A 21,573-nucleotide genomic window follows, 5' to 3' on the forward strand; every position below is an offset into this window, starting at 1 on the left:
GCGAGATTGAGGCATCTGTTACGTAATTCGGGCACCTAGCTTTCTATCCAGTCATCTGCCGGATCGGAGATGATCGGATGCGACACGAGAGAATAGACAGAAGCACCAATCAGGTGCCTGCTATCCCGTATTTTCTTCGTAGGACGTCCGATGTCTTGCTAAGTTCGGGGTATATTGTTGACTCCGTAAATCCGAGGAGCTCGACGCTTCTGCGAATAACTGCAACCTTTTCTTTATCTATTCTTATTCTCTTTATCTCAAATCCAGATGATTTTGAGCTAATTTCTTCCTCCACGCCAAATATGAGGAAGGCGCCATTTTGCGCTTGAATTCTTGGGTTGTTCAACCGCGGTCCGACAAGATAGAAATCTTTCAGGTGATCTATGTTTATCCGAGGGTGGAAATTCGGACGCTCTTGCATCACAAAATCGGTCAATCGAAGCCCGGCTTGAGATTTATTTAGATCTGACGACGATTTGCATTCTTTTATAACTCTAATCTCTGATTGTGAAAGATTCGATAAATTTGATATACATCTTACTGTATCTGAATCAAAGTACTTAAAATGATTTGTATCAACTCGCATTGCGATCACCTCAGCATCAAATTTTGATTGATGCTCGCATGCAAAATAGACCGCAACCAGAGGATTATACGTTACATCAAGCAACCTCGTAGGCAGCCCATAATGCTGCATTCTAACCAATTTTTCAAAAACACCTATATCATCAGAAGAATCCCTAGGGTGGCGAGTTATCAACTCACGAAGAACTATCCTCTCGTTGTTTTTTATTCGTTCATTCTGAGATCGGAAGATCCCAGGGCGAAGCTTATGCTGATAACTTATGTGACCTCTATAAATTGTATTCTTTTCATCAACACTCCCCCATGCCTCAATTTCTTTCAGGATATCCCACAGGCTATCGAATTTTTCGATCTTCGGTCGAGCCAAGTGAACCTCCCCCAGGGGTCGCGTAGATCTAACCCATGTAACCAAGCTCAAAGCGCTACCGTAGAAACCAGTATCAGCGATTGAAAGCGTAGTTCAAGGAGTGTGTTAGTCGCTTTCATTTTGGCGGCATCATATCGTGCCTTCACTTTCAGGAGCGACGCGCGACATGCTCGCGTCTGGTGATCCGAGAATCACCGCACAGACGCAGCTATGAGCGAAGCATCGGCCCGCTCCCGCCGATAGTCGAGCGGAGCAGGGAACGACGGCTTTCGGCAAGCCGTCCGTGATGTTGGAACGGCCGAAATGAAGGTCGAAAGCACTCTGTTCCGAATACCAAATCGTCATGTTCCACCGCTACCCGCACTTCAACCCGCTCAGCCGCCAATTGCCCGTGCGCGACGCAATGTCCGACACCTTCCACACGCCGTCCACCTCCTGAAGCGACCATTCCACTTCATGTGGCTGGCGGAAGAGCGTGAAATTGGCAGTCACCTCGGCGGCCGGTCCGTTCATAGTCTCGTTCAGCGCAAGCGAAGAATCGATCTCGTTCTGGTCGAGGTCCTGGCTGTCGAGCGCCAGGATGAAGTCGATGCACGATGCTCCACCGCTATTGGCGGCCTGCTGGTTGGCATCGAGGGCGGCGCGGGCGAGGCCGGTGAAGCGGTCGCGATTGTCGGGCTCGGTTTCGGAGCCGATATTGCTGTAAAAATAGCGGACGGCGTCCGCCGGCGCGCCGGCGGACGCCGGGCCGGAGAGGAGAAGGCCGAGACAGGCGGCCGGACCGAATAGGGATTTCATCATCACTCCCGTTTGATTGCCAAGCGGCGCGTCGCCCTCGCGGCCCCGGCCGAATCCTTCTATAATTCCATCATGGCAATTCGACAGCTTTCCGACACGATGATCAACCAGATCGCCGCAGGCGAGGTGATCGAGCGGCCGGCGAGCGTGGTCAAGGAACTGGTCGAGAACGCGCTCGACGCCGGCGCGGCCCGCGTGGAGGTCGTCGTCTCCGGCGGCGGCCTCGGCCTTATCCGGGTTTCGGACGACGGCGGCGGCATTCCCGAGGCCGAATTGCCGCTTGCGGTCGCACGGCACTGCACCTCGAAACTTGCAGGCGATCTCCACGACATCCGCTCCCTCGGTTTCCGCGGCGAGGCGCTGCCCTCTATCGGCTCGGTCGGCAAGCTGATGATCCGCTCGCGGACGGCGGATGCCGGTTCCGGCGCGGAAATCCATGTCAGCGGCGGTGCTGTCTCCGCCGTGCGCCCGGCGCCCGCCAACCAGGGCACGATGGTCGAAGTGCGCGACCTTTTCTTCGCCACGCCGGCGCGGTTGAAATTCATGAAGGGCGAACGCGCCGAAACAAGCGCGATAGCGGACGTGGTGAAGCGCATCGCCATCGCCTTCCCACGGGTGCGCTTCGCCTATTCGTCGCCCGACCGATCGGCAACCGAATTCGCGGCGGCCGAAGAAGGCGAGGAAGGGATGCTCCGCCGTATCGCGCAGGTGATCGGCAGGGATTTTCCGGAAAACTCAATTGCCATCGACGCCGAGCGCGAGGGGGTGCGGCTTTCCGGCCGCGTCTCCATCCCCTCCTTCAGCCGCGCCAACGCGCTCTCGCAATACGCCTATGTCAACGGCCGGCCGGTGCGCGACAAGCTTGTCGCCGGCGCCATACGCGGTGCCTTCGCCGATGTCCTGCCGCGCGACCGGCACGCCGTCACCGTGCTTTTCCTGACGCTCGATCCGGCGCTGGTGGACGTCAACGTGCATCCGGCCAAGGCCGATGTCCGCTTCCGCGACCCGGGCCTTGTGCGCGGGCTGATTGTCGGAGGGGTAAGACAGGCGCTGGCGGCATCCGGCATCCGCTCGAACACCGAAGGCGCGGCGGCCATGAATGCCGCCTTCCGGCCGGGCAGCGCGCCTTTCGGCCATGCCGCACATGCGGCCAGCCCGCGCTCATGGCAAACATGGCGGCCGGCGCTCGCCACCGGCTTCGACTTCGCCGGTTCGCCCTATCGGCCGCTTGGCTTCGGCGAGGCGGAACAGGCGGTACTGGAGGTGCCCGCCAGCGCCGACGCGCGCGCCGCGACCGACGAACCGGCACCGGAACTTCTGGCGACACCGCTCGGAGCCGCCCGCGCGCAGGTGCACGAGAACTACATCATCGCCCAGACTGGGGATTCGCTCGTCATCATAGACCAGCACGCGGCGCATGAGCGCCTCGTCTACGAGGCGCTGAAGGAGGCGCTGCACTCTCGCCCGATGAAGGCGCAGATGCTGCTCATCCCCGAAATCGTCGATTTGCCGGAGGAGGGGGTCGAACGGCTCGCGGCGCATGCGGAGACACTCTCACGCTTCGGCCTCGGCATCGAGCGCTTCGGCCCCGGCGCGATCGCGGTGCGCGAAACGCCGGCCATGCTCGGCGAGACGGATGCGCGGCAACTTCTCCTCGACATCGCCGACGAGATTGCCGAAAACGACACCGCCGACACGCTGAGGGAGCGCATCGACCGCATCGCCGCGACGATGGCCTGCCATGGCTCGGTGCGCTCGGGACGGCGGCTCAAACCCGAGGAAATGAACGCGCTTCTGAGGCAAATGGAAGCGACGCCCGGCTCCGGCACCTGCAACCACGGCCGGCCGACCTATATCGAATTGAAGCTCGCCGACATCGAAAGGCTCTTCGGAAGGCGGTAGGGCCGCGGATCGAAAGCCGCGCAGCTTGATTTCCGCCGCGATTTGTGGCGGAAACAGCAGGACGAAGGCAGATGATGAACCGTTTCGAAGGACCCGGCGCGCGCGAAGCGCGCATCCGCTATCTCGACGGCGATTTCCAGATCGTCGCGCCGGGCTCGTTCGTGCGCTGCGCGGTGACCGGCGAGGCCATCCCGATCGACGAGTTGAAATACTGGAGCGTCGCCCGGCAGGAAGCCTATGCCGATTGCGCGGTGTCTCTGGAGCGGGAACTGGAAGCGCACCCGGAATTGCGCAAGCGCTAGTATTCGGCTTCGCTTTGGGTGCGTCCTTCGAGGCTCCGCTTCGCGGAGCACCTCAGGGTGAGGGAATCTGTCGCCAACGGTCCTCATCCTGAGGTGCGAGCGAAGCGAGCCTCGAAGGACGCACTGCAACAGTCGCAGTCAGAATATAAGGGTTCAGCCTGCCAGCCGCCGCTCCCGCCATCCGTCGAGCGTGGCTTCGATGATCTGACGGGGTATCGTATCGGGATCGAAGACCATGTCGATCTCGACCACATGCACCTTTTCCAGAAACGCCTTCGTCGCCGCAGAGCCGTCGAAAATGCGAGCGGCGTCCTTGGCTGTCGTTGCCAGTTCCAGCCCGCGTCTTTCAGCCGTCGCGGCCAGGTCGGCAAGCTCGTCGGAAGCGTAGAAATGATGGTCGGCGTAGGCCCGTTTCAAGGCGATTTCGCCGCCCGCATCCTCCACGGTGTGGAAGAACTTGACCGGGTCGCCGATCCCGGCGAAAGCGAGCACGCGCCGGCCCGCGATGCCGGAGCCGGCGAGCGGCCGCTGGCGCGCGGAAAATACCGGTTTTCCCGCCCGCGCCGTCATGCGCACGACATGATCGGCGCCGCTCCCTTCGCCCACCGTCAATACCGCGTCGGCATAGGGCATCTGGTCGACCAGTCTGGCGCGCAACGGTCCGCCGGGAATTGTGTGCCCGTTGCCGATGCCACGGCGGGCGTCGACGACGATCAGCGCGTAGTCGAAATGGATGCGCGCGCTCTGGAAGCCGTCGTCCAGGATCAGGAAATCGCAGCCCTTCTCCAGAAGCAGGCGAGCGCCGGCGACACGGTTTCGGGTCACGGCGACCGGCGCGTGGCGGGCAAGCAGCAGCGGTTCGTCGCCGACATGCTTTGCGCGGTCATGCGCCGGATCGACCAGATGCGGCGTTGAATGGCTGCCACCGTGGCCGCGCGAGAGGAAGCCCGGTTTCAGCCCCATCTCCCGCGCCTCGACGGCGAGCGCGATCGCCACGGGCGTCTTGCCGGCGCCGCCGACGGTGAGATTGCCGACGCATAGAACGGGCGCGGCGATTTTCTCGCGGGGAGCGTTCAAAAGGTTGCGGCGCCCAAGCGCGGCATAGGCGGCCGAGAAGGGCGACAGAAGCACGGCGCGCCAGTCCGCCTTCTTCCACCAGAAAGGAGGGGCCTCGCTTACCACGATGGGCCTGTCGCCATGGCCGCCTACCTCCTGCGGCCGTTGCCGTCTTCCAGGCGCGCCTTGACCACAAGCGGTTGGATATAGGGGTCGAGCGCCCGCATCGTGCGCTCCAGCGCGCCCTTCATCTCGTCCACCGCCGCGAGCCCGGCGGCCATCATGTCATGCCGCGCACGATCGTTGTTCAAAAGGAAATTGACGGCGCCGGCGAGCATGTCGCGGTCGCGGACAAGCCGGGCGCCGCCACGATCGATCAGCCGCTGGTAGGTTTCGCGGAAATTCTGCACGTTGCGCCCGGCAAGGACGGCCGTTTCCAGCATCGCCGGCTCGAGCGGGTTCTGGCCGCCCTCGCCCACCAGCGAGCGGCCGACGAAGGCGATCTCGGTCAGCCTCAGATAAAGACCCATCTCACCGATCGTGTCTCCCAGGAAGATGTCGATGTCCTCACCGACAGGCTGGTTCAGGCTGCGCCGCGCCACTTTCAGTCCGTCCGCGGCGAACCGCGCCGCAAGCGTATCGGCACGTTCGGGATGGCGCGGAACGATGATGGTCAGGAGGTCAGGATGGCGGGAGCGCAGCAATTTATGCGCATCGGCGGCAACCGCTTCTTCTCCCTCATGCGTGGAAATCGCCGCCCAGACATGGCGGTTGCCGACGTGACTGCGAAAATCCGCCAGGACTTCTCCGGCGAAGGCAGGAGGCCCGGCATCCACCTTCAGATTGCCCGAAACGGTGACCGGCCTTGCACCGAGCGCATGGAAACGTTCCGCGTCGAGGTCCGATTGCGCGACCACATGCGCCAGATTCTCGAAAAGAGCCTCGGCGATGGAGGCACGCTTCGTCCAGGACCGGAAGGAGCGGTCGGAGAGGCGGCCATTCACAAGCACCTGCGGCACGCGCCGCGCCCCGAGCTCAAGGATCGTCATCGGCCAGATCTCGGATTCGGCGATGATGGCGAGGTCGGGCGCCCAATGGTTGAGGAAGCGTCGGACCGCCGGCTTCAGGTCGAGCGGGACGTACTGATGCAGCACGCGATCGCCGAGCCGCTCGGATGCAACGCCGGCCGAGGTGACCGTCCCGGTAGTAAGGACGATATTGATGCCGAGCGAAAGGATGTGTTCGATCAGAGGTATGACGGCATTGGTCTCGCCGACGCTCGCCGCATGCATCCAGATCAGCGGTCCGGCGGGTCGTGGATAGGCTGCAAAGCCGTAGCGCTCACGACGCCGGACGGGATCTTCCTTGCCCTTGGAGGCACGCCAGGCGACATAACCGCCGATCAGCGGGTAAGCCGCCGCCCCGGTCCACCGATAGGCGCCCAGAACGGCGCGTGCCCAGCCCTCGCTCATCGCCGCCCGTCGACCAATGCATAGGCCTTCGCGGTCGCCGCGTTCAGGCCTGCGGTCACGGCAAGCCGCTTTTCTTCCAGTTCCGCCTCGCCGGCGTCGCGTCCGACATAGACCGGCTCGCCGAACACAACCGCGCGCCGGCCGAAGGGAAGATTGATGGTGGTCTTGTCCCAGGTCCTGTCGAGCACCTTGCGGCGGCTCGTGGCATAGGCGACCGGCAGGATCGGACGGCCGGAAATGCGGGCGAGCGTGATGATGCCCATGCCGGCCTGACGCGGGGTGCCGTGCGGAATGTCGGCGATCATGGCGACGACATTACCCGCATCGAGGGTTTTCTTGAGAGCGATCAAAGCCCGCGCCCCGCCCTTGTCGGCCGCCGTCGAACCGGCGCGGCCGCCCGAGCCGCGAATGGTGCGGAAGCCGTTGCGCTCCAGCACCAGCGCGTTGAGTTCGGCGTCGGCGCTTCGGGAAAGCATCGCCGAGACGGAGATATGGCGCGGCCGATCGAATGCCGACAGGATATGCTGGCCGTGCCAGAGCGCGACGATCGGCGGCATGTATTGGGTCAGCTTCTCGGCGGTCTTGTCGCTGCCTTCGATGAGCGGGTTGGTCCAGTAGACGAAGCGGAAGGCCCGCGCCACGAACCACGCCACGAAGGGCATGGTAAAGCGCGAGGCGGCGAGCGGCTTGCGGATGCGCCGCCACAGCCGACGCGCAGGACCCTCCTGCCTGCGCTTTCGGGCAGGCCTGGCGGCTGTGCCGGTGATCTGTCCGTCGCGCATGATCAATCTTTACCCGGCAGGGTCGCTTCCGGGTCGAGGAGCCGGTGCAGATGGACGATGAAATAACGCATGTCGGCGTTGTCGACTGTCGATTGGGCCTTCGCCCTCCAGGCCGCATGCGCTGAGGCGTAGTCGGGATAGATACCGACGATATCGAGCGCGTCCAGGTCACGGAATTCGGTCGAACCGAGCGATTTCAGCTCGCCGCCGAAGACCAGGTGGAGAAGCTGCTTTTTTTCAGCCGGGCCGGTCATTCTTCTGTTCTTGTCGCGTTTCCGGAGAATCGGTGCTTAGCGGAAAAACCGCCGCGATGATATATTCGCATCGCTGTCAGTTTTCCATGTCGCGGATCGATCGCGCCATCTCACCGAGAAGCGATCCGCTGCCGGCGACGAGCGTGCCGTGACGTGTCTCGCGGCGCGCATAGAAGGGTGTTTCACCCTGCCGGTCAAGCACCATGCCGCCGGCCTCGGCCAGAATGAGATCCGCCGCCGCAAGGTCCCAATCGTGCGAATTGGCCTTGATGAAGGTGGCGTCGATCCGTCCCGACGCCACCATGGCGAGGCGGTAGGCGAGCGACGGGATATAGGGAACGCCGACAAAACGGCTGCGCTGCCGCTCCGGCATGGCCTCGATCAATGCTTTCGGCCCGCCGACCCGCAACTCACCCTCGGCTTCGCGCACGGCAATCGCCTTGCCGTTGCAGACTGCACCGCCGCCAGCGCGGGCCGCATAGACTTCCGCCTTCGCCGGGCAGTCGAGCACGCCGGCGACGGGACGGCCGGCCTCGACGATGGCGACGCTGACGCACCATTCGTCAGAGCCTGCGATGAAGCCTCTTGTGCCGTCGATCGGATCGACGACGAAGGTACGTGCGGCGGAAAGCCGCTCCGGGGAATCCGCCGTCTCCTCCGACAGCCAGCCATAGTCCGGGCGCGCGGCGGAAAGCCGGTCGCGCAACAGTTTGTCGACGGCGAGATCGCCTTCCGTCACCGGCGAATTGCCGGCCTTCATCCATACCTGCGGATCGCGGCGGAAATAGCGCATCGCAAGCTCGCCCGCCTCGCGTGCGGCGGCGCGGATCATTTCCAGATCGGCGTCGGGCCTCGTGCGGGTCAGGTCAGTCACCGGCAAGCGTCATGCCCTCGATCAGAAGCGTCGGCGCGGCGGTGCCGAAATTGCGATCGATATCGTCCGCCGGAACCATGCGCATGAACATGTCCTTCAGGTTGGAGGCGATCGTCACTTCCGACACAGGATAGGCAAGTTCGCCGTTCTCGATCCAGAAGCCCGATGCGCCGCGGCTGTACTCGCCCGTCAGCATGTCCACACCGTGGCCGAAGACTTCGGTGACGTAGAAACCGCTCTTCACGGAAGCGATCAACTCCTCGGGCGATCGGTCGCCCGGCTCAATGGCGAAATTGGTCGAAGACGGCGAAACGGACGTGCCCGAACGCGCGCCGCGACCGTTGGTGGCGAGACCGAGTTCATGCGCCGCCGAGGTCGACAGGAACCAGTGGCAAAGCACGCCGTCCTCGACCATCGTGAGAGCCTCACCCGCAACGCCTTCGCCGTCGAAAGGGCGCGATCCTGGTCCCCGGCGCTTCAACGGATGGTCGGTAGCGGTGATCCCGGCCGCCGCCACCTGTTGCCCCATCCGGTCCTTCAGGAAGGACGTCTTGCGGGCAACCGAAGCGCCGTTGATGGCGCCAGCCAGGTGACCGGCGATGCCGCGTGCGACACGCGGATCGTAGATCACGGTTACCGGACCGGTCTTCGCCTTGCGCGAGCCGAGCCGACGCACCGTCCGCTCGCCGGCGCGGGCGCCGATGTCGGCTGGCCGGTCAAGGTCCGCGAAATGAAGGCGAGAGGAAAAATCATAGTCGCGCTCCATCGACGTCCCCTCGCCCGCCACCACGCTGACGGAGCGCGAGAAGCGCGTCACCGCATATTGGCCGAGGAAGCCGGCAGAGGTGGCGAGAACGAGGCCGCCCAACCCGGCGCTCGCGCCAGCGCCGCCCGAATTGGTGACGCCCTCGACGGCAAGCGCGGCTTCTTCCATCGCGAGCGCGTCGTCCTTCAGCCGGTCGGTCACGATTTCCGCTGCATCGAAGAGATCGAGGTCCGTCGGCTCGCCAGCCAGAAGCGCGGGATCGGCGAGGCCCTGATAGATATCTTCGGGCGATACTTTCGCCATGGCGACGGCCCGCTCGGCGAGTATTTTCGGATCGGATGTGGCGGTCGCCGAAACGCTGGCGACACGCTTGCCGACGAAGACACGCAACGAAACGTCGTCACTTTCCGAAGCCTCCGTGCCCTCGACCTTGCCGAGCCTTACGGACACGCCGCGCGCCCGCGAGCGCACCGCGACCGCGTCGGCGGCGTCGGCTCCGGACTTCCTCGCGGCTTCGACGAGCGCTGCCACCTGATCGGCAAGCTTCGCGGCGTCGGGAGAATCGGTCATGGTTTGGTCGTCCTCGTGGGGATACTTGTCGGGAAATTTCGAGCCGGCAGCCCAGGCAGGTGGCACGAACGCCATTGCACCCCATCTATTGTGCCGGGCTTGCATGTGCAATGGGGCCGGCGTAGGCACGCGGTTTCGCTCGAAATCGTGTTCGGCCCGAAACCCGACGAAGAGGGGATACCCGTGGTTGACGCAGGCCCGCCGATCGACACCGAAACGCTGCTCCTGCTTGGGGGCGCGGTGGTCGCCGCTCCACTCTTCAAACGCATCGGGCTCGGCACCGTGCTCGGCTATCTGGCCGCCGGCGTGGTGATCGGCCCGGTCCTGCGCTTCATTGCCGGCGGCGAGGAGATATTGAGCGTAGCCGAACTCGGCATCGTTTTCCTGCTCTTCATCATCGGTCTGGAACTGAAGCCGACGCGGCTTTGGGCATTGCGTCGCGACATATTCGGGCTCGGGCTCGTGCAAGTGTTGGTGACGGGCGCGGTACTGGCGGGGCTTGGCGTGGCATTCGCCGGCCTCTCCTTCCCCGCCGCGATCATCGCCGGCTACGGCCTGTCGCTCTCCTCGACGGCCTTCGCGCTCCAGATCCTGGAAGACGAGGGCGCGACGAACCGTCGTTACGGACAGACTTCGTTCGCGATGCTGCTTTTCCAGGATCTCGCGATCGTGCCGCTGTTGGCGCTGATCCCGCTGCTTTCGCCGGGCAGCGAGGGGGCGACCCGCATGACATTGCCGCAATTCGGCATTTCGATTGCCGCGGTCGCCGCGCTGGTGATCGTCGGACGTTATCTGCTTAGCCCACTCTTCCGCGTCATCGCCAATACGGGCGCAAAGGAGGTGATGATCGCGGCGGCGCTGCTCGTCGTCCTTGGCTCGGCCGACATCATGCAGTTCGCCGGGCTCTCCATGGCGATGGGTGCCTTCATCGCCGGCGTGCTGCTCGCCGAATCCTCCTATCGCCATGAACTCGAAGCCGATATCGAGCCGTTCCGCGGCATCCTGCTCGGCCTCTTTTTCATGGCGGTCGGGCTTTCGCTGAACCTGAATGTCATCTTCGACAACTGGATCGTCATCGCCATAGCGGTTCCGGTGCTGATGGCGGTCAAGGCCACTCTCATCTATGCGCTGACCCGCCTGTTCGGCAGTGAGCACGACAATGCCGTGCGCACCGCGTTCCTGCTGCCGCAGGGCGGCGAGTTCGGCTTCGTGCTCTTTTCGGCGGCGGCCTCCGCGTCGATCTTTTCGGATGCGACGGCCTCACTTCTCATCGCAGTCGTCACCGTCTCGATGGCGCTCACCCCGGTCTCGGTGCTGATCGGCAAGCGCTTCCTGCGGCCCGAGCGCAGCGAGGAGATCGACGAGGATTTTTCCGGCCTCGACGGCGGCGCCGACGTGTTGATGATCGGTTTCTCGCGTTTCGGCCAGATCGCCTCGCAGATGCTTCTTTCCGGCGGCACAAGCGTGACCATCATCGACCATTCGGCGAACCGGGTCCGCTCGGTACAGAAATTCGGCTTCCGCATCTATTTCGGCGACGGCCAGCGCAAGGACGTTCTGGAGGCGGCCGGCATAAGGCGGGCGAAAATCGTGGCCGTCTGCACCAACCACCGCGAAACAACGGACCGGATCGTCGAACTGATCCAGGCCGAGTTTCCGGACGTGCGCCTGTTCGTACGTTCCTACGACCGGGCCCATACGCTGGAGCTTCGCGCCCGCGGGGTCGAATACGAAATCAGGGAGACATTCGAGTCGGCCCTGATGTTCGGACGCAGGTCGCTTGAAGCTCTCGGCGCCGACGAGGATCAGGCCTACGAAATCTCTCTGGATGTCCGCAAACGCGATGAGGAACGGCTGGCGATCCAGGCGGTCGAGGGCATTACCGGCGGCCTCGACAAGATGCGGCGCACGCCCGTCACGCCGGAGCCGCTGGTCAAGCCGACGCGCGAATCCAAACGCCTCGACAACGCCAACGAAAACGAGCCGCAAACAGGCGACGAAGACGAGATGACAGCGGACGCAAGCTGACGGCGGTGCGGCCGCCGTCTATCCCTTCTCCGCATCGTCGAATTTCGGCCCGACGATCAGGATCGCCGGCTCGACGGAGAGGAGCTTCTTTGCCTCGGCCTTCACCTCGTCGAGCGTGACGGCGTTGATCTTGGCATCGCGCGTCTGGATATAGTCGATGCCGAGATCGTCGATCTGGAGATCGACCAGCGTCCGGGCGATGGCCGCGGAGGAATCGAGATTGCTGATGGCGAAAGCGCCGATGACGTATTTCTTCACTTCGGCGAGTTCTTCGGCGGTCGGTCCTTCCTCCACCATCTTTTTCACCACGTCACGCACGATCTTCAGCGTCTCCTGCGCCTTGTCCGAGCGCGTCGCGGTTTGGATCGTCAGACCCGTCGCATGCTCCCTATCTATGAGGCCGGAGCCCGCCCCGTAGGCGAGGCCGCGCTTTTCGCGCACCTCCTCGAACAATCTGGAGGAGAAGGTGCCGCCGCCGAGAATCTGGTTCATCAGATACGCCGCAAAGAAATCGGGCGCGTTGCGCCTGACGCCAGGATAGAAGAGATGGAGCGAGGTCTGCGGCAGGTCGTAGGTGATCTGCACCCGCTGGTCGAGCTTCGGCTTGATATCGGGAACGGGCGTCAGGTCAGCCTTCTCCGGCAAATCGCCAAAGACTTCGTCCAGCACCTTCTTCAGTGTCGCGGCGTCGATCGCCCCGACCACCGCGACCGTCAGATTGTCGCGCGCGAACTGACGGTGGTGGAAGGCCTTCAAATCATCCGAAGTGATCGTGGCGAGGGTTTCAGGCGTGCCGTCGGACCGTTTCGAATAGGGGTGATCACCGTAGAGCGCCTTCGCCATGGCGATGCCGGCCTGCGTGTTCGGATCGTTCTCGGAGCCACGTATGCCCGAGATCACCTGGGCGCGGATGCGGTCGATCGGCTTCTGGTCGAAGCGGGGCTTTTCTACAGCAAGCTTCAGAAGATGGAAGGCCGCGTCCTCTTGCGAAGCGAGCATGCGCATGGAGCCGTAAACGCGATCGCGGCTGGCTTCGAAGCGCATTTCCGCGCCGGCATCGTCCAGTTTCTCCTGGAAGGCATCGCTGTCGAGATCGCCCGCGCCTTCGTCGAAAAGGCCGGTCATCAGATTGGCGAGGCCTTCCTTTCCGTCCGGATCCTGCGACGTGCCGCCGCCGAAGGCGAAGCGGATGGTGACGATCGGCACCGAATAGTCCTCGACGAGCCAGGCATGGATGCCCTTCGGGGACGTGACGTCCTGGATCGAGACCTCGGCACTCGCCGGCAAGGCAAGAGCCGCCAGCCAGCACAAGACGAGCGCAAGCGCGAGGAGACGGGCGCTGACGGCCGCACGGATCGATGGCAGGTTCATTCCAGACGGCGTCCTCATTTCAGTTCACCTCCTGCTCGGGAGGCAGGAGATATCCGGTCACCGAACGCGACGGATCGAGATATTTTGCCGCCTCCTTGACCTGTTCGGCGGTCACGGCCTCGATGCGATCCGGCCATTTCTCGACATCCTCGACCGTGCTGCCGGTTGCCAGCGCCGCGCCATAGAGACGCGCCATCCCTGCCTGGTTGTCGCGGGCGAAGATCATGCCGCGCACGAAGCGCTTCTTGGCCTTGGCGAGTTCGTCTGCGGAAACGCCGTCCTTGACGATGCGCGCGATCTCCGCATCCGCCGCCTTCTCGACATCGGCGAGCTTGGCGCCGCCGAGCGGCGAGGCGTAAACGCCGAAGCTCGACGGGTCGATCGCGGTGCCCTGATAGTAGGCGCCGGCCGAAGCGGCGATGCCCTTGTTCACGATCAGGTCCTGGTAGAGCCGGCTGCGCACGCCGCCGCCGAGGATCTCGGCAAGGAGGTCGAGCGATTCGGCGACGCCCGGCTCTGCGCTCTCATAGGACGGCACCACCCATTTCTTGCTGAAGCTCGGCACGGTGACGCGAGGATCGTTGAGGGTGACCGTGCGCCTGGTGTTCTGTTCGGGCTCCTGCGGCCGATTGCGCGGTGGCAGGTCGGCGCCGCGCGGAACCTTGCCGTAGGTCTCCTCGGCATATTCGCGCACTGTCGCGGCATCGACATCGCCCGCCACCACGACGACCGCGTTGTTGGGCTCGTAGAAATGATCGTAGAAGGCAACCGCATCCGCCCGATTGAGCTTCTCGATCTCCTGCTTCCAGCCGATCACCGGATAGCGGTAAGGGCTGTTCTGGTAGAGCGTGGCATTGACCTCCTCGTCGAGCACTGCGCCCGGATTGTTGTCGATGCGCATGCGGCGTTCCTCGAGGATGACGTTGCGCTCGGGGCCGATGACCGCGTCCGTCAAGGTCAGGTTGCGCATGCGGTCGGCCTCGTAACGCATCATCGTCTCGAGAGCGGACGGCGCCACCTGCTGGTAAAAGGCGGTGTAGTCGTAGGAGGTGAAGGCGTTTTCCTGGCCGCCGATCTCCGCCACCTTGCGCGAGAACTCGCCGGGCGGATGGTTCTTCGTGCCCTTGAACATCAGATGCTCGAAGAAATGGGCGATGCCGGACTTGCCGGCCGCTTCGTCAGCGCTTCCGGCCTTGTACCAGATCATATGGGTGACGACCGGCGCGCGATGGTCGGGGATGACCACGACCTCCAACCCGTTCGCCAAAGTGAAATCCGAGATGCGCGCGGATTCCTCGGGCGCCTTCGCGAAGGCAGGCAGCGATGGCGCCGCGAACGCGACGGTCAGCGCCAGAAAGACAATGGCGCGGCTGAGCCGTCGCATGAGAGCCATATCGTCGGTCATCAAGCATTTCCCTGAAATTCGTGCCGGCAACCTATCGGGCGGAGGTGCGTACAGAAAGTGAATTATCCGTCATAAGGAAGATCGGGGCGCCAATCAGGCGGCTTGAAGCGCATCGCGATCTTTCAGATTCGCTCCGTGCGCTTTAGCTTTTTTACTTTTCGCATGTCTTTATCCCGAAACCGGCGCCCACTTTCGGGAGACATGCTCCAGAAATCGGATGATCGTGTCGCCATATTCGCGGCTGTCGAGAAGGGTGAAGCCCGGCCCCGCCTCGAAGGGAGCGCCGGCTGCCTCCTCGACCACGCAGAGCGCGCCCTGCTGGAGCCAGCCACCGGCGTTTGCTGCCTCAAGTGCCCCGCTGGCGAAATCCTTGCCGTAAGGAGGATCGGCGAGAAGCAGCGTGAAAGGCTGCATCGTGCCCACTTCGCCCAGCCTTGTCGCGTCCCGGCGGAATATCTTGGTACGGCCCTGAAGGCCGAACACTTCGACATTCTCGCGGATCAGGCCGCGCCCTTCGGCGGATTCCTCCACGAAGAGACAGAAGGACGCGCCGCGCGAAAGCGCCTCCAGCCCAAGCGCGCCGGTGCCGGCGAAAAGATCGAGCACGCGCGCGCCTTCTAGCCGGCCGTCAAAGCGGTGCGCGAGCACGTTGAAGACAGCCTCGCGCGTGCGGTCGGTGGTCGGCCGGATGGCGCTCGAGCGGGGTGTTGCCAGCGGCCGCCCGCGGAACTCGCCACCGACGATCCGCATCAGCTTTTCTTCGGCGGCCGGCGTGGACCGCCGCGTGGCGCTGGGCGACCACCGGAGCCACCCTTGGGACCACCGGCGAAACCACCGGGCCCGGGCTTGGCACCGCCAGGTCTGCCGCCTTCCCTGCGGGGCGCGCCCGGTCTGCTTCCCCCTGGCCTGCTCCCCTCTGGCCTGCTTCCCCCGGGCTTGCCGGCCGGCCTGCCCGCGCCGGATTTCCCTGCCGGCCTGCCGCTGACCCAGGGTTTTCCTTCTGGCCTGCCGGCGCTGGGCTTTCCTGCTGACCGATGGCGTTCCGGCTTGTCGCCGGGCCTGGTCGCCCGGCCTTCTTCTCTCGGCGGACGCGGGCGGTCACGCCGCTCATCCGGCTTCCTGTCAGGCGCCGGACGACGATTGGGCCGGTCAGTGGAGGGGCGCGAAGAGGAGGGGCGAGCAGATCGATCGCCGGAAGGACGTGACGTGGGCGCTTCCTCGGCCTTCTTCTTGCCGACGGGGCGCGCGCCCGGAGCCATCCAGACATTCGACGACCGTGCCCGGAGGGGCGTGTCCCGCTTCTTGTCTTCGGAGCGCCCTTTGTCCTGGGAGCGCCCTTTGTCGTGGCTACGTTCTTTGTCGTCGGGGCGCTTTTTGTCGAAGCGCGGCGGTCGCTCGGTTTGCAGGCGGTCCAGCGCTTCCTCGCGCTGCCGTTCGCGCGTCCGCTTACGATTGCGGATGAGGCCACCTTCCTCGACACGGGGCTGCGGGGAGCGCGACGGGCGCCTCTCAACCTCTTCTCGGCCCGCGCGCACCGGCTTGTTGGAAAAGGGCTTGACCACCGCCGCCTCGAAATCGGCGCCGGCCTCTTCGATCAGCCGCTCGCCCAACTGGTCGCGCAGCAGGCGGCCCTTCAGTTCCAGCACCTCGCCCTCGCCCAGTTCACCAAGCTGGAAGGGTCCATAGGAAACACGGATCAGACGCGTGACTTCGAGGCCGAGCGCACCCAGAATGTTCTTCACCTCGCGGTTCTTGCCTTCCCTGAGCCCGATCGTCAGCCAGGCATTGGAACCTTGCTCGCGGTCCAGCGTGGCCTCCACGGCGCCGTAGAAGACACCGCCCACCGCGATGCCGTCACGCAGCGAAGCGAGCGCCTCCGCCTCGACCTTGCCATGCACGCGAACGCGGTAGCGCCTCAGCCAGCCGGTCGTGGGAAGCTCCAGCACGCGCGCCAACCCGCCATCGTTGGTGAGAAGCAGCAGGCCTTCCGTATTGATGTCGAGCCGGCCGACCGTCATCAGCCTCGGCAGCGCACCGGGCAGGCAATCGAACACAGTCCGACGGCCCTCGGGATCGCGGTTGGTCGTCACCACGCCCGCCGGCTTGTGAAACAGGAAGAGCCGCGTGCGCTCGACGGCGGGGATCGGCGTTCCATCGACTTCGATGCGATCCTGCGGCCCGACATTGAAGGCGGGCGAGGAAAGCGCCGTCCCATTGACGCGGACACGTCCGGCCGCGATGAGCGCCTCCGCCTCGCGGCGCGAGGAGATGCCCGCGCGGGCAAGCCGCTTGGCGATGCGTTCGCCTTCGGGGGGCACCTGCCTCGATTTCTTCTCTTTGTCGTCCATGTGGCATTCGCCTTTCCGGTCGCGTAGTTATCAGGTGGGCAGAACCCTTGCGAGAGGAATTCGAGGCGGACGCGTGCGACAGACAGGCTACATGGAAATCGCGCTGGAAGAGGCCAAGGCGGCCGGGGCACGGGGCGAAGTGCCCATCGGCGCCGTCCTCGTGCAAGACGGCGGGATCGTCGCACGGGCCGGCAACCGGACAAGGGAACTCGCCGACCCCACCGCGCACGCGGAGATGCTGGCGATCCGCGAAGCCTGCGCCACGCTTGCTGTCGAGCGCCTCGCCGAGGCCGATCTCTTCGTCACTCTGGAGCCCTGCGCCATGTGCGCGGGCGCCATTTCCTTCGCGCGCATCCGGCGTCTCTATTTCGGCGCGCCGGACGAGAAGGGCGGCGCGGTCGTCAACGGGCCGAGATTCTTCGGCCAACCGACCTGTCATCACGCGCCGGAAATCTATTCCGGATTCCGCGAGCAGGAAGCCGCCGGTTTGCTGAAGGAATTCTTCCGGGAGAAGCGCCTGTGACGGGCACACCCGACAGGCTTAGCCGATTCAGAAGGGCCAGAGGTCGCTGAGCTGGAAGCTGGATTTCTTGCCTTTCAGCGCTTCCTTCTTGCGATCCCGTTGCTTCTTCCACTCGTCCTCGCCGAGTTGATCCGAAGGGGCGGTAGCGGAAGGCTGCCGGTAGGTAAGCGGCGGCTCGCTCAGGTAACGGCGTTCGGTCTCGCTGCCCTGCTTGTTGATCGCCATGCGGCGCTTGAATTCCGCGCTCTGGTCGCGATTGTAACCCGGGCCGCCACCCGTAAGATAGACGGGTTCCCCCTTTGTACGGACAACACCAACCTGCGGTGCGGAAGAAGTCGGTCCCGCGATCTGAGGTTCATAGTTTGGGTCGCCCTGGTTGGCCGTGGCTTCCATGCGCAGTCTCTGGCGCCTGGCCTCCGGCGATTCAGGCCATTGCGGGTTGGCGGAGGTGGCTACGTCGCTCTGCGGCGGCGGCAGCACCGCGACCTCGCTCTTCCCCGGCCGAACCAGTTCGGGTCGCGGACGATGATCCGCGCGCGGCTTTTCCTTCGGTCCGAGCGTGATTATCCCCGTCACGTCGTCGAGAAGCTGTTTGTCGGCAGGCGTTCCCGTGCCGTAGGTCGGCGCACCCGTGCAGCCGGCCGCGAACAGGCAAGCCGTGCCTGCAGCGGCGATCAGCAAAGGCCGAGAAGCGATCCGGCGGGACCTGACAATATGTTCCAAGCTTTTCAGCCTCTCACCCGTCGCCGAACCCGATCCGACGACGCCCGCGATTTGACCGGTGAATCCGGCGACAACATGGCGTCCCCTCAGGACGCCCCTCGGCGGCTTGTAACGCAACGGACCCATGCGGGCAACGGCCAGCGGCGGCCGCCCACAAATTCGCTCCGGTCAGGCGGCCGTTCATGACAGGGACGATGCGCAAATGTCACAACCGGCCAAGCGCCTGCAATTCCCGCAGCGCCGCCGCGTCACGCGCCGAAACATCCGGGAACGTCGCATCGGAGCCGACGTCGTCCGTATAGCGCCAGGAGCGCGCGCATCTGGTGAGACCCAGTTCCTCCGCGCGCCGAAACTCGACCGCCACTCCCGGCACGTCTTCGAGGGCGAAGGCACTTGCCGGGGCCGGCGCGCCCGTCACCTCGATGGCGCTTGTGATGCAGATCTCGGCCATGTCGGCGCCCTCGACCAGCGCGCGCAATCCGGCATCGGCGATATGCAGGACGGGGGCGGCTTCCAGCGAGGAGCCGATCGATTTGGCGGCCCGCTCGATCTCCAGCGCCCCGGTGACGACGCGGCGAACATCGCGCAGTCTACGCCACTTGGCGGCAAGGGCCTCATCCTGCCAATTCGCCGGCGTCTCGGGAAACTGCTCAAGATGGACGGAAGCCGCGTCCGGATAGCGGTCGAGCCATGCTTCCTCCATGGTGAAGGGCAGCATCGGCGCCAGCCACTTCACCAGGCAATCGAAGAGGCGGCGCACCACCTCGACGGAGGCCTTGCGCCGGACGCTCGACGGCGCGTCGCAGTAAAGCACGTCCTTGCGGATGTCGAAATAGAAGGCGGAAAGCTCGACCACCATGAAATCCAGCAGCGCGCGGGTGATACGCTTGAAGTCGAAGGCGTCGTAGCCCTTGCGCACCACCTGGTCGAGTTCGGCCAGCCGGTGCAGCATCAGCCGCTCCAGTTCCGGCATCTGGGCCAGCGGCACGCTCTCGCCCTCGTCATGGGTGAGCGTACCGAGCATCCAGCGGATCGTATTGCGGAGCTTGCGATAGGCGTCGATATTGGTCTGCAGGATATTCCTGCCGAGCCGCTGGTCCTCCCAATAATCGGTGGTCATCACCCACAAACGCAGTATATCGGCGCCGGACTGCTTCATCACATCCTGCGGCACGACCGTGTTGCCGAGCGATTTCGACATCTTGCGGCCATTCTCGTCCATGGTGAAGCCGTGCGTGATGACGGCGTCGTAAGGCGCACGGCCACGCGTTCCGCAGCTTTCCAGAAGCGAGGAGTGGAACCAGCCGCGATGCTGGTCCGAGCCTTCGAGATAGACGTCGGCGGGCCATTTCAGGTCGGGTCGGTCCTCCAGCGTGAAGGCATGGGTCGAGCCTGAATCGAACCAGACATCGAGGATGTCGCGGACGCGGTGCCAGGGCTCGTTGGCTTTGGCGCCGAGGAAACGTTCACGCGCATCATCGGCGAACCAGGCATCCGCGCCTTCCTTCTCGAAGGCTTCGAGGATACGGGCGTTGACCGCCTCGTCCTTCAGCACCTTGCCGTCCGCGTCAGCGAAGACGGCGATCGGCACACCCCAGGCGCGCTGGCGCGACAGCACCCAATCGGGCCGTTCCTCGATCATGGAGCGCAGCCGCGTCTGGCCCGCCGCGGGCACGAAGCGCGTCGCGTCGATCGCGGCAAGCGCGCGGGAGCGGAGGGTGTCATTTCCTGCGCTCACGGCAGTCCGCTGCGCGGACGCCTCCGCGGGGGCGGGCGAAACGTCGCCCGGCGACCGGTCGGTCGCTTTGCCCTTGGCCGAGAGCCCGTACCCGCCGAGTTCCTTGTCCATGTGGACGAACCATTGCGGCGTATTGCGGAAGATGACGGGCTTCTTCGAGCGCCAGGAATGTGGATAGGAGTGCTTCAGCCGGCCCCGCGCGAAAAGCATGTTACGCGCGATCAGCGCGTCGATGACGGCCTTGTTGGCGTCGCCCTTCTTGCCATTGTCGTCGATGACGCGCACAGCGCCGCCCTCGCGGTCCGGGCCGAAGCCCGGCGCGTCCTTGGTCAGGAAGCCGGCATCGTCGACAGTGAACGGGATACGGACATCGATCCCCCTCGCCTCCAGTTCGCGCGCGTGGTCCATCCAGGCGTCGAAGTCCTCGCGGCCATGACCGGGCGCCGTGTGCACGAAACCGGTGCCGGCGTCGTCGGTGACGTGGTCGCCGGGGAGCATGGGGACAGGAAATTCGTAGCCACCGGAGAGGCCATTGAGAGGGTGAAAAAGTATAAGGCTTCCAAGCTCTTCCGCCGAGATGCCGCGAAGCCGATTCATTGTCACTTTCGCCTTTGCCGCGGATTCCTCCGCCAGCTTGTCGGCGAAGATCAGCTTCTCACCTGGCTGCGGACCGAAATCGTTCTCGGCAGCGGTGATCTCGTAGAGGCCATATTCGATGCGTGGGGAGAAGTTGACGGCGCGGTTGCCCGGGATCGTCCATGGAGTCGTCGTCCAGATGACGACATTGGTCCCGGCAAGATCGGCTGAACCGGAAGCCACCGGGAACTTCACCCAGATCGTGTCGCTCTCGTAGTCCTGATATTCGACCTCCGCCTCCGCCAGCGCCGTTCGCTCGACCACGCTCCACATCACCGGCTTGGAGCCGCGGTAGAGCTGGTCGGACATGGCGAACTTCATCAGTTCGCCGGCGATGCGCGCCTCGGCGTGGAAATTCATCGTCAGGTACGGATCGTCGAAATCGCCGACGACGCCGAGGCGCTTGAACTCGCCCGTCTGCACCTCGATCCAGTGCCGGGCGAAGGCGCGGCACTCGTCGCGGAAGGCGTTGATGGCCTTGCCGTCGGAAAAGTCCGGCTTCTCCTTGCCCTTGGCGCGATACTGCTCCTCGATCTTCCATTCGATCGGCAGGCCGTGGCAGTCCCAGCCGGGCACGTAATTGGAATCGTAGCCGCGCATCTGGAAGGAGCGGGTGATCACGTCCTTCAAGACCTTGTTCAGCGCGTGCCCGATATGGATATTGCCGTTGGCGTAGGGCGGCCCGTCATGGAGCACGTATTTCGGGCGGCCGGCCGCATCCTCGCGCAGCCGCCGGTAGAGGTCCATCTTCTCCCAGCGCTCGACGAGAAGCGGTTCCTTCTCCGGCAGCCCGGCGCGCATCGGGAAATCGGTCTTCGGCAGGTAGAGCGTCTTGGAATAGTCGATCTTTTCGGACGTATCGTTCATCGTTCTGGCCATTATGCGGCGGACGGCCAAAGGCCGCGCGCCCATGTCATCTCAAAGCGGAATATGCGCGGAAAGCAAAAATCTCCCGGACCCGCCGGCGGCCTCAGGCCGCCCGGAAGGCCGGGCCGGTAATTCGTATGGAGCGGCAGCGCTCGGCGGAATTCATGGCGCGTATGTAACCGAGCACCGCCACGGAATAAAGGGGG

General features: G+C 64.2%; 18 protein-coding genes. 4 read left to right on the forward strand and 14 right to left on the reverse strand.

The genetic code is table 11. The annotated features are described in order from the left end of the window. Window positions 1-109 precede the first annotated feature (109 nt). On the reverse strand, window positions 110-952 hold the full coding sequence (locus RBH77_RS22490; RefSeq protein ID WP_311029800.1) for an FRG domain-containing protein: 843 nt from the start codon (window positions 950-952) through the stop codon (window positions 110-112). A gap of 354 nt (window positions 953-1,306) precedes the next feature. Then, window positions 1,307-1,750 carry a hypothetical protein gene (locus tag RBH77_RS22495; RefSeq protein WP_311029801.1) on the reverse strand — a complete coding sequence of 148 codons (444 nt, stop codon included), beginning with the start codon at window positions 1,748-1,750 and terminating at the stop codon, window positions 1,307-1,309. Between the two features lie 72 nt (window positions 1,751-1,822). On the opposite strand from RBH77_RS22495, the gene mutL reads away from it, so the two are divergent. Further along, window positions 1,823-3,652 carry a DNA mismatch repair endonuclease MutL gene (gene mutL, locus RBH77_RS22500; RefSeq protein ID WP_311029802.1) on the forward strand — a complete coding sequence of 610 codons (1,830 nt, stop codon included), beginning with the start codon at window positions 1,823-1,825 and terminating at the stop codon, window positions 3,650-3,652. A gap of 71 nt (window positions 3,653-3,723) precedes the next feature. Next, window positions 3,724-3,954, forward strand: coding sequence for a DUF2093 domain-containing protein (locus tag RBH77_RS22505; protein ID WP_311029803.1), 231 nt, complete (start codon window positions 3,724-3,726; stop codon window positions 3,952-3,954). 153 nt (window positions 3,955-4,107) lie between these two features. Here RBH77_RS22505 and lpxK read toward each other — a convergent pair whose 3' ends face one another. From lpxK to RBH77_RS22535, 6 genes are all read right to left on the reverse strand, one after another. Beyond that, window positions 4,108-5,136 (reverse strand): tetraacyldisaccharide 4'-kinase, encoded by a 1,029-nt coding sequence (gene lpxK / locus RBH77_RS22510; protein ID WP_311029804.1) that lies wholly within the window; start codon window positions 5,134-5,136, stop codon window positions 4,108-4,110. 23 nt (window positions 5,137-5,159) lie between these two features. Beyond that, complete coding sequence (gene waaA / locus RBH77_RS22515) at window positions 5,160-6,482, reverse strand: lipid IV(A) 3-deoxy-D-manno-octulosonic acid transferase (protein WP_311029805.1); 1,323 nt, start codon at window positions 6,480-6,482, stop codon at window positions 5,160-5,162. Next, entirely contained in the window at window positions 6,479-7,264 is a 786-nt protein-coding gene (locus tag RBH77_RS22520; protein ID WP_311029806.1) for a lysophospholipid acyltransferase family protein, read from the reverse strand. The genes waaA and RBH77_RS22520 overlap by 4 nt, the downstream gene beginning before the upstream one ends. A gap of 2 nt (window positions 7,265-7,266) precedes the next feature. After that, window positions 7,267-7,518 (reverse strand): DUF4170 domain-containing protein, encoded by a 252-nt coding sequence (locus tag RBH77_RS22525; RefSeq protein WP_311029807.1) that lies wholly within the window; start codon window positions 7,516-7,518, stop codon window positions 7,267-7,269. A 76-nt stretch (window positions 7,519-7,594) separates the two neighbouring features. Then, complete coding sequence (locus RBH77_RS22530; RefSeq protein ID WP_371832810.1) at window positions 7,595-8,398, reverse strand: 3'(2'),5'-bisphosphate nucleotidase CysQ; 804 nt, start codon at window positions 8,396-8,398, stop codon at window positions 7,595-7,597. Beyond that, window positions 8,385-9,728 carry a TldD/PmbA family protein gene (locus tag RBH77_RS22535; protein WP_311029808.1) on the reverse strand — a complete coding sequence of 448 codons (1,344 nt, stop codon included), beginning with the start codon at window positions 9,726-9,728 and terminating at the stop codon, window positions 8,385-8,387. The genes RBH77_RS22530 and RBH77_RS22535 overlap by 14 nt, the downstream gene beginning before the upstream one ends. A gap of 183 nt (window positions 9,729-9,911) precedes the next feature. Between RBH77_RS22535 and RBH77_RS22540 the strand changes: the two genes are divergently transcribed. Beyond that, window positions 9,912-11,756, forward strand: coding sequence for a monovalent cation:proton antiporter-2 (CPA2) family protein (locus tag RBH77_RS22540; RefSeq protein WP_311029809.1), 1,845 nt, complete (start codon window positions 9,912-9,914; stop codon window positions 11,754-11,756). Between the two features lie 18 nt (window positions 11,757-11,774). On the opposite strand, the gene RBH77_RS22545 is transcribed toward RBH77_RS22540, so the two are convergent. The 4 genes from RBH77_RS22545 to RBH77_RS22560 all read right to left on the reverse strand — a co-directional run bounded on the left by RBH77_RS22545 (window position 11,775) and on the right by RBH77_RS22560 (window position 16,880). Continuing rightward, window positions 11,775-13,127 (reverse strand): M16 family metallopeptidase, encoded by a 1,353-nt coding sequence (locus tag RBH77_RS22545; RefSeq protein WP_311029810.1) that lies wholly within the window; start codon window positions 13,125-13,127, stop codon window positions 11,775-11,777. A 19-nt stretch (window positions 13,128-13,146) separates the two neighbouring features. Next, on the reverse strand, window positions 13,147-14,532 hold the full coding sequence (locus tag RBH77_RS22550; RefSeq protein WP_311029811.1) for a M16 family metallopeptidase: 1,386 nt from the start codon (window positions 14,530-14,532) through the stop codon (window positions 13,147-13,149). 168 nt (window positions 14,533-14,700) lie between these two features. After that, a complete protein-coding gene (rsmD, locus tag RBH77_RS22555; protein WP_311029812.1) occupies window positions 14,701-15,282 on the reverse strand; it encodes a 16S rRNA (guanine(966)-N(2))-methyltransferase RsmD in 582 nt (193 codons plus the stop codon). Next, a complete protein-coding gene (locus RBH77_RS22560) occupies window positions 15,282-16,880 on the reverse strand; it encodes a pseudouridine synthase (RefSeq protein ID WP_311029813.1) in 1,599 nt (532 codons plus the stop codon). Before RBH77_RS22560 ends, rsmD begins: the two co-directional genes overlap by 1 nt. A gap of 91 nt (window positions 16,881-16,971) precedes the next feature. On the opposite strand from RBH77_RS22560, the gene RBH77_RS22565 reads away from it, so the two are divergent. Beyond that, complete coding sequence (locus RBH77_RS22565; RefSeq protein WP_371832896.1) at window positions 16,972-17,403, forward strand: nucleoside deaminase; 432 nt, start codon at window positions 16,972-16,974, stop codon at window positions 17,401-17,403. A gap of 27 nt (window positions 17,404-17,430) precedes the next feature. On the opposite strand, the gene RBH77_RS22570 is transcribed toward RBH77_RS22565, so the two are convergent. Beyond that, entirely contained in the window at window positions 17,431-18,084 is a 654-nt protein-coding gene (locus RBH77_RS22570) for a hypothetical protein (RefSeq protein ID WP_311029815.1), read from the reverse strand. A 247-nt stretch (window positions 18,085-18,331) separates the two neighbouring features. Beyond that, a complete protein-coding gene (gene ileS / locus RBH77_RS22575; RefSeq protein ID WP_311029816.1) occupies window positions 18,332-21,367 on the reverse strand; it encodes an isoleucine--tRNA ligase in 3,036 nt (1,011 codons plus the stop codon). Window positions 21,368-21,573 lie beyond the last annotated feature (206 nt).

This window comes from Mesorhizobium koreense (assembly GCF_031656215.1).
GTDB classification, from domain to species: domain Bacteria; phylum Pseudomonadota; class Alphaproteobacteria; order Rhizobiales; family Rhizobiaceae; genus Mesorhizobium_L; species Mesorhizobium_L koreense.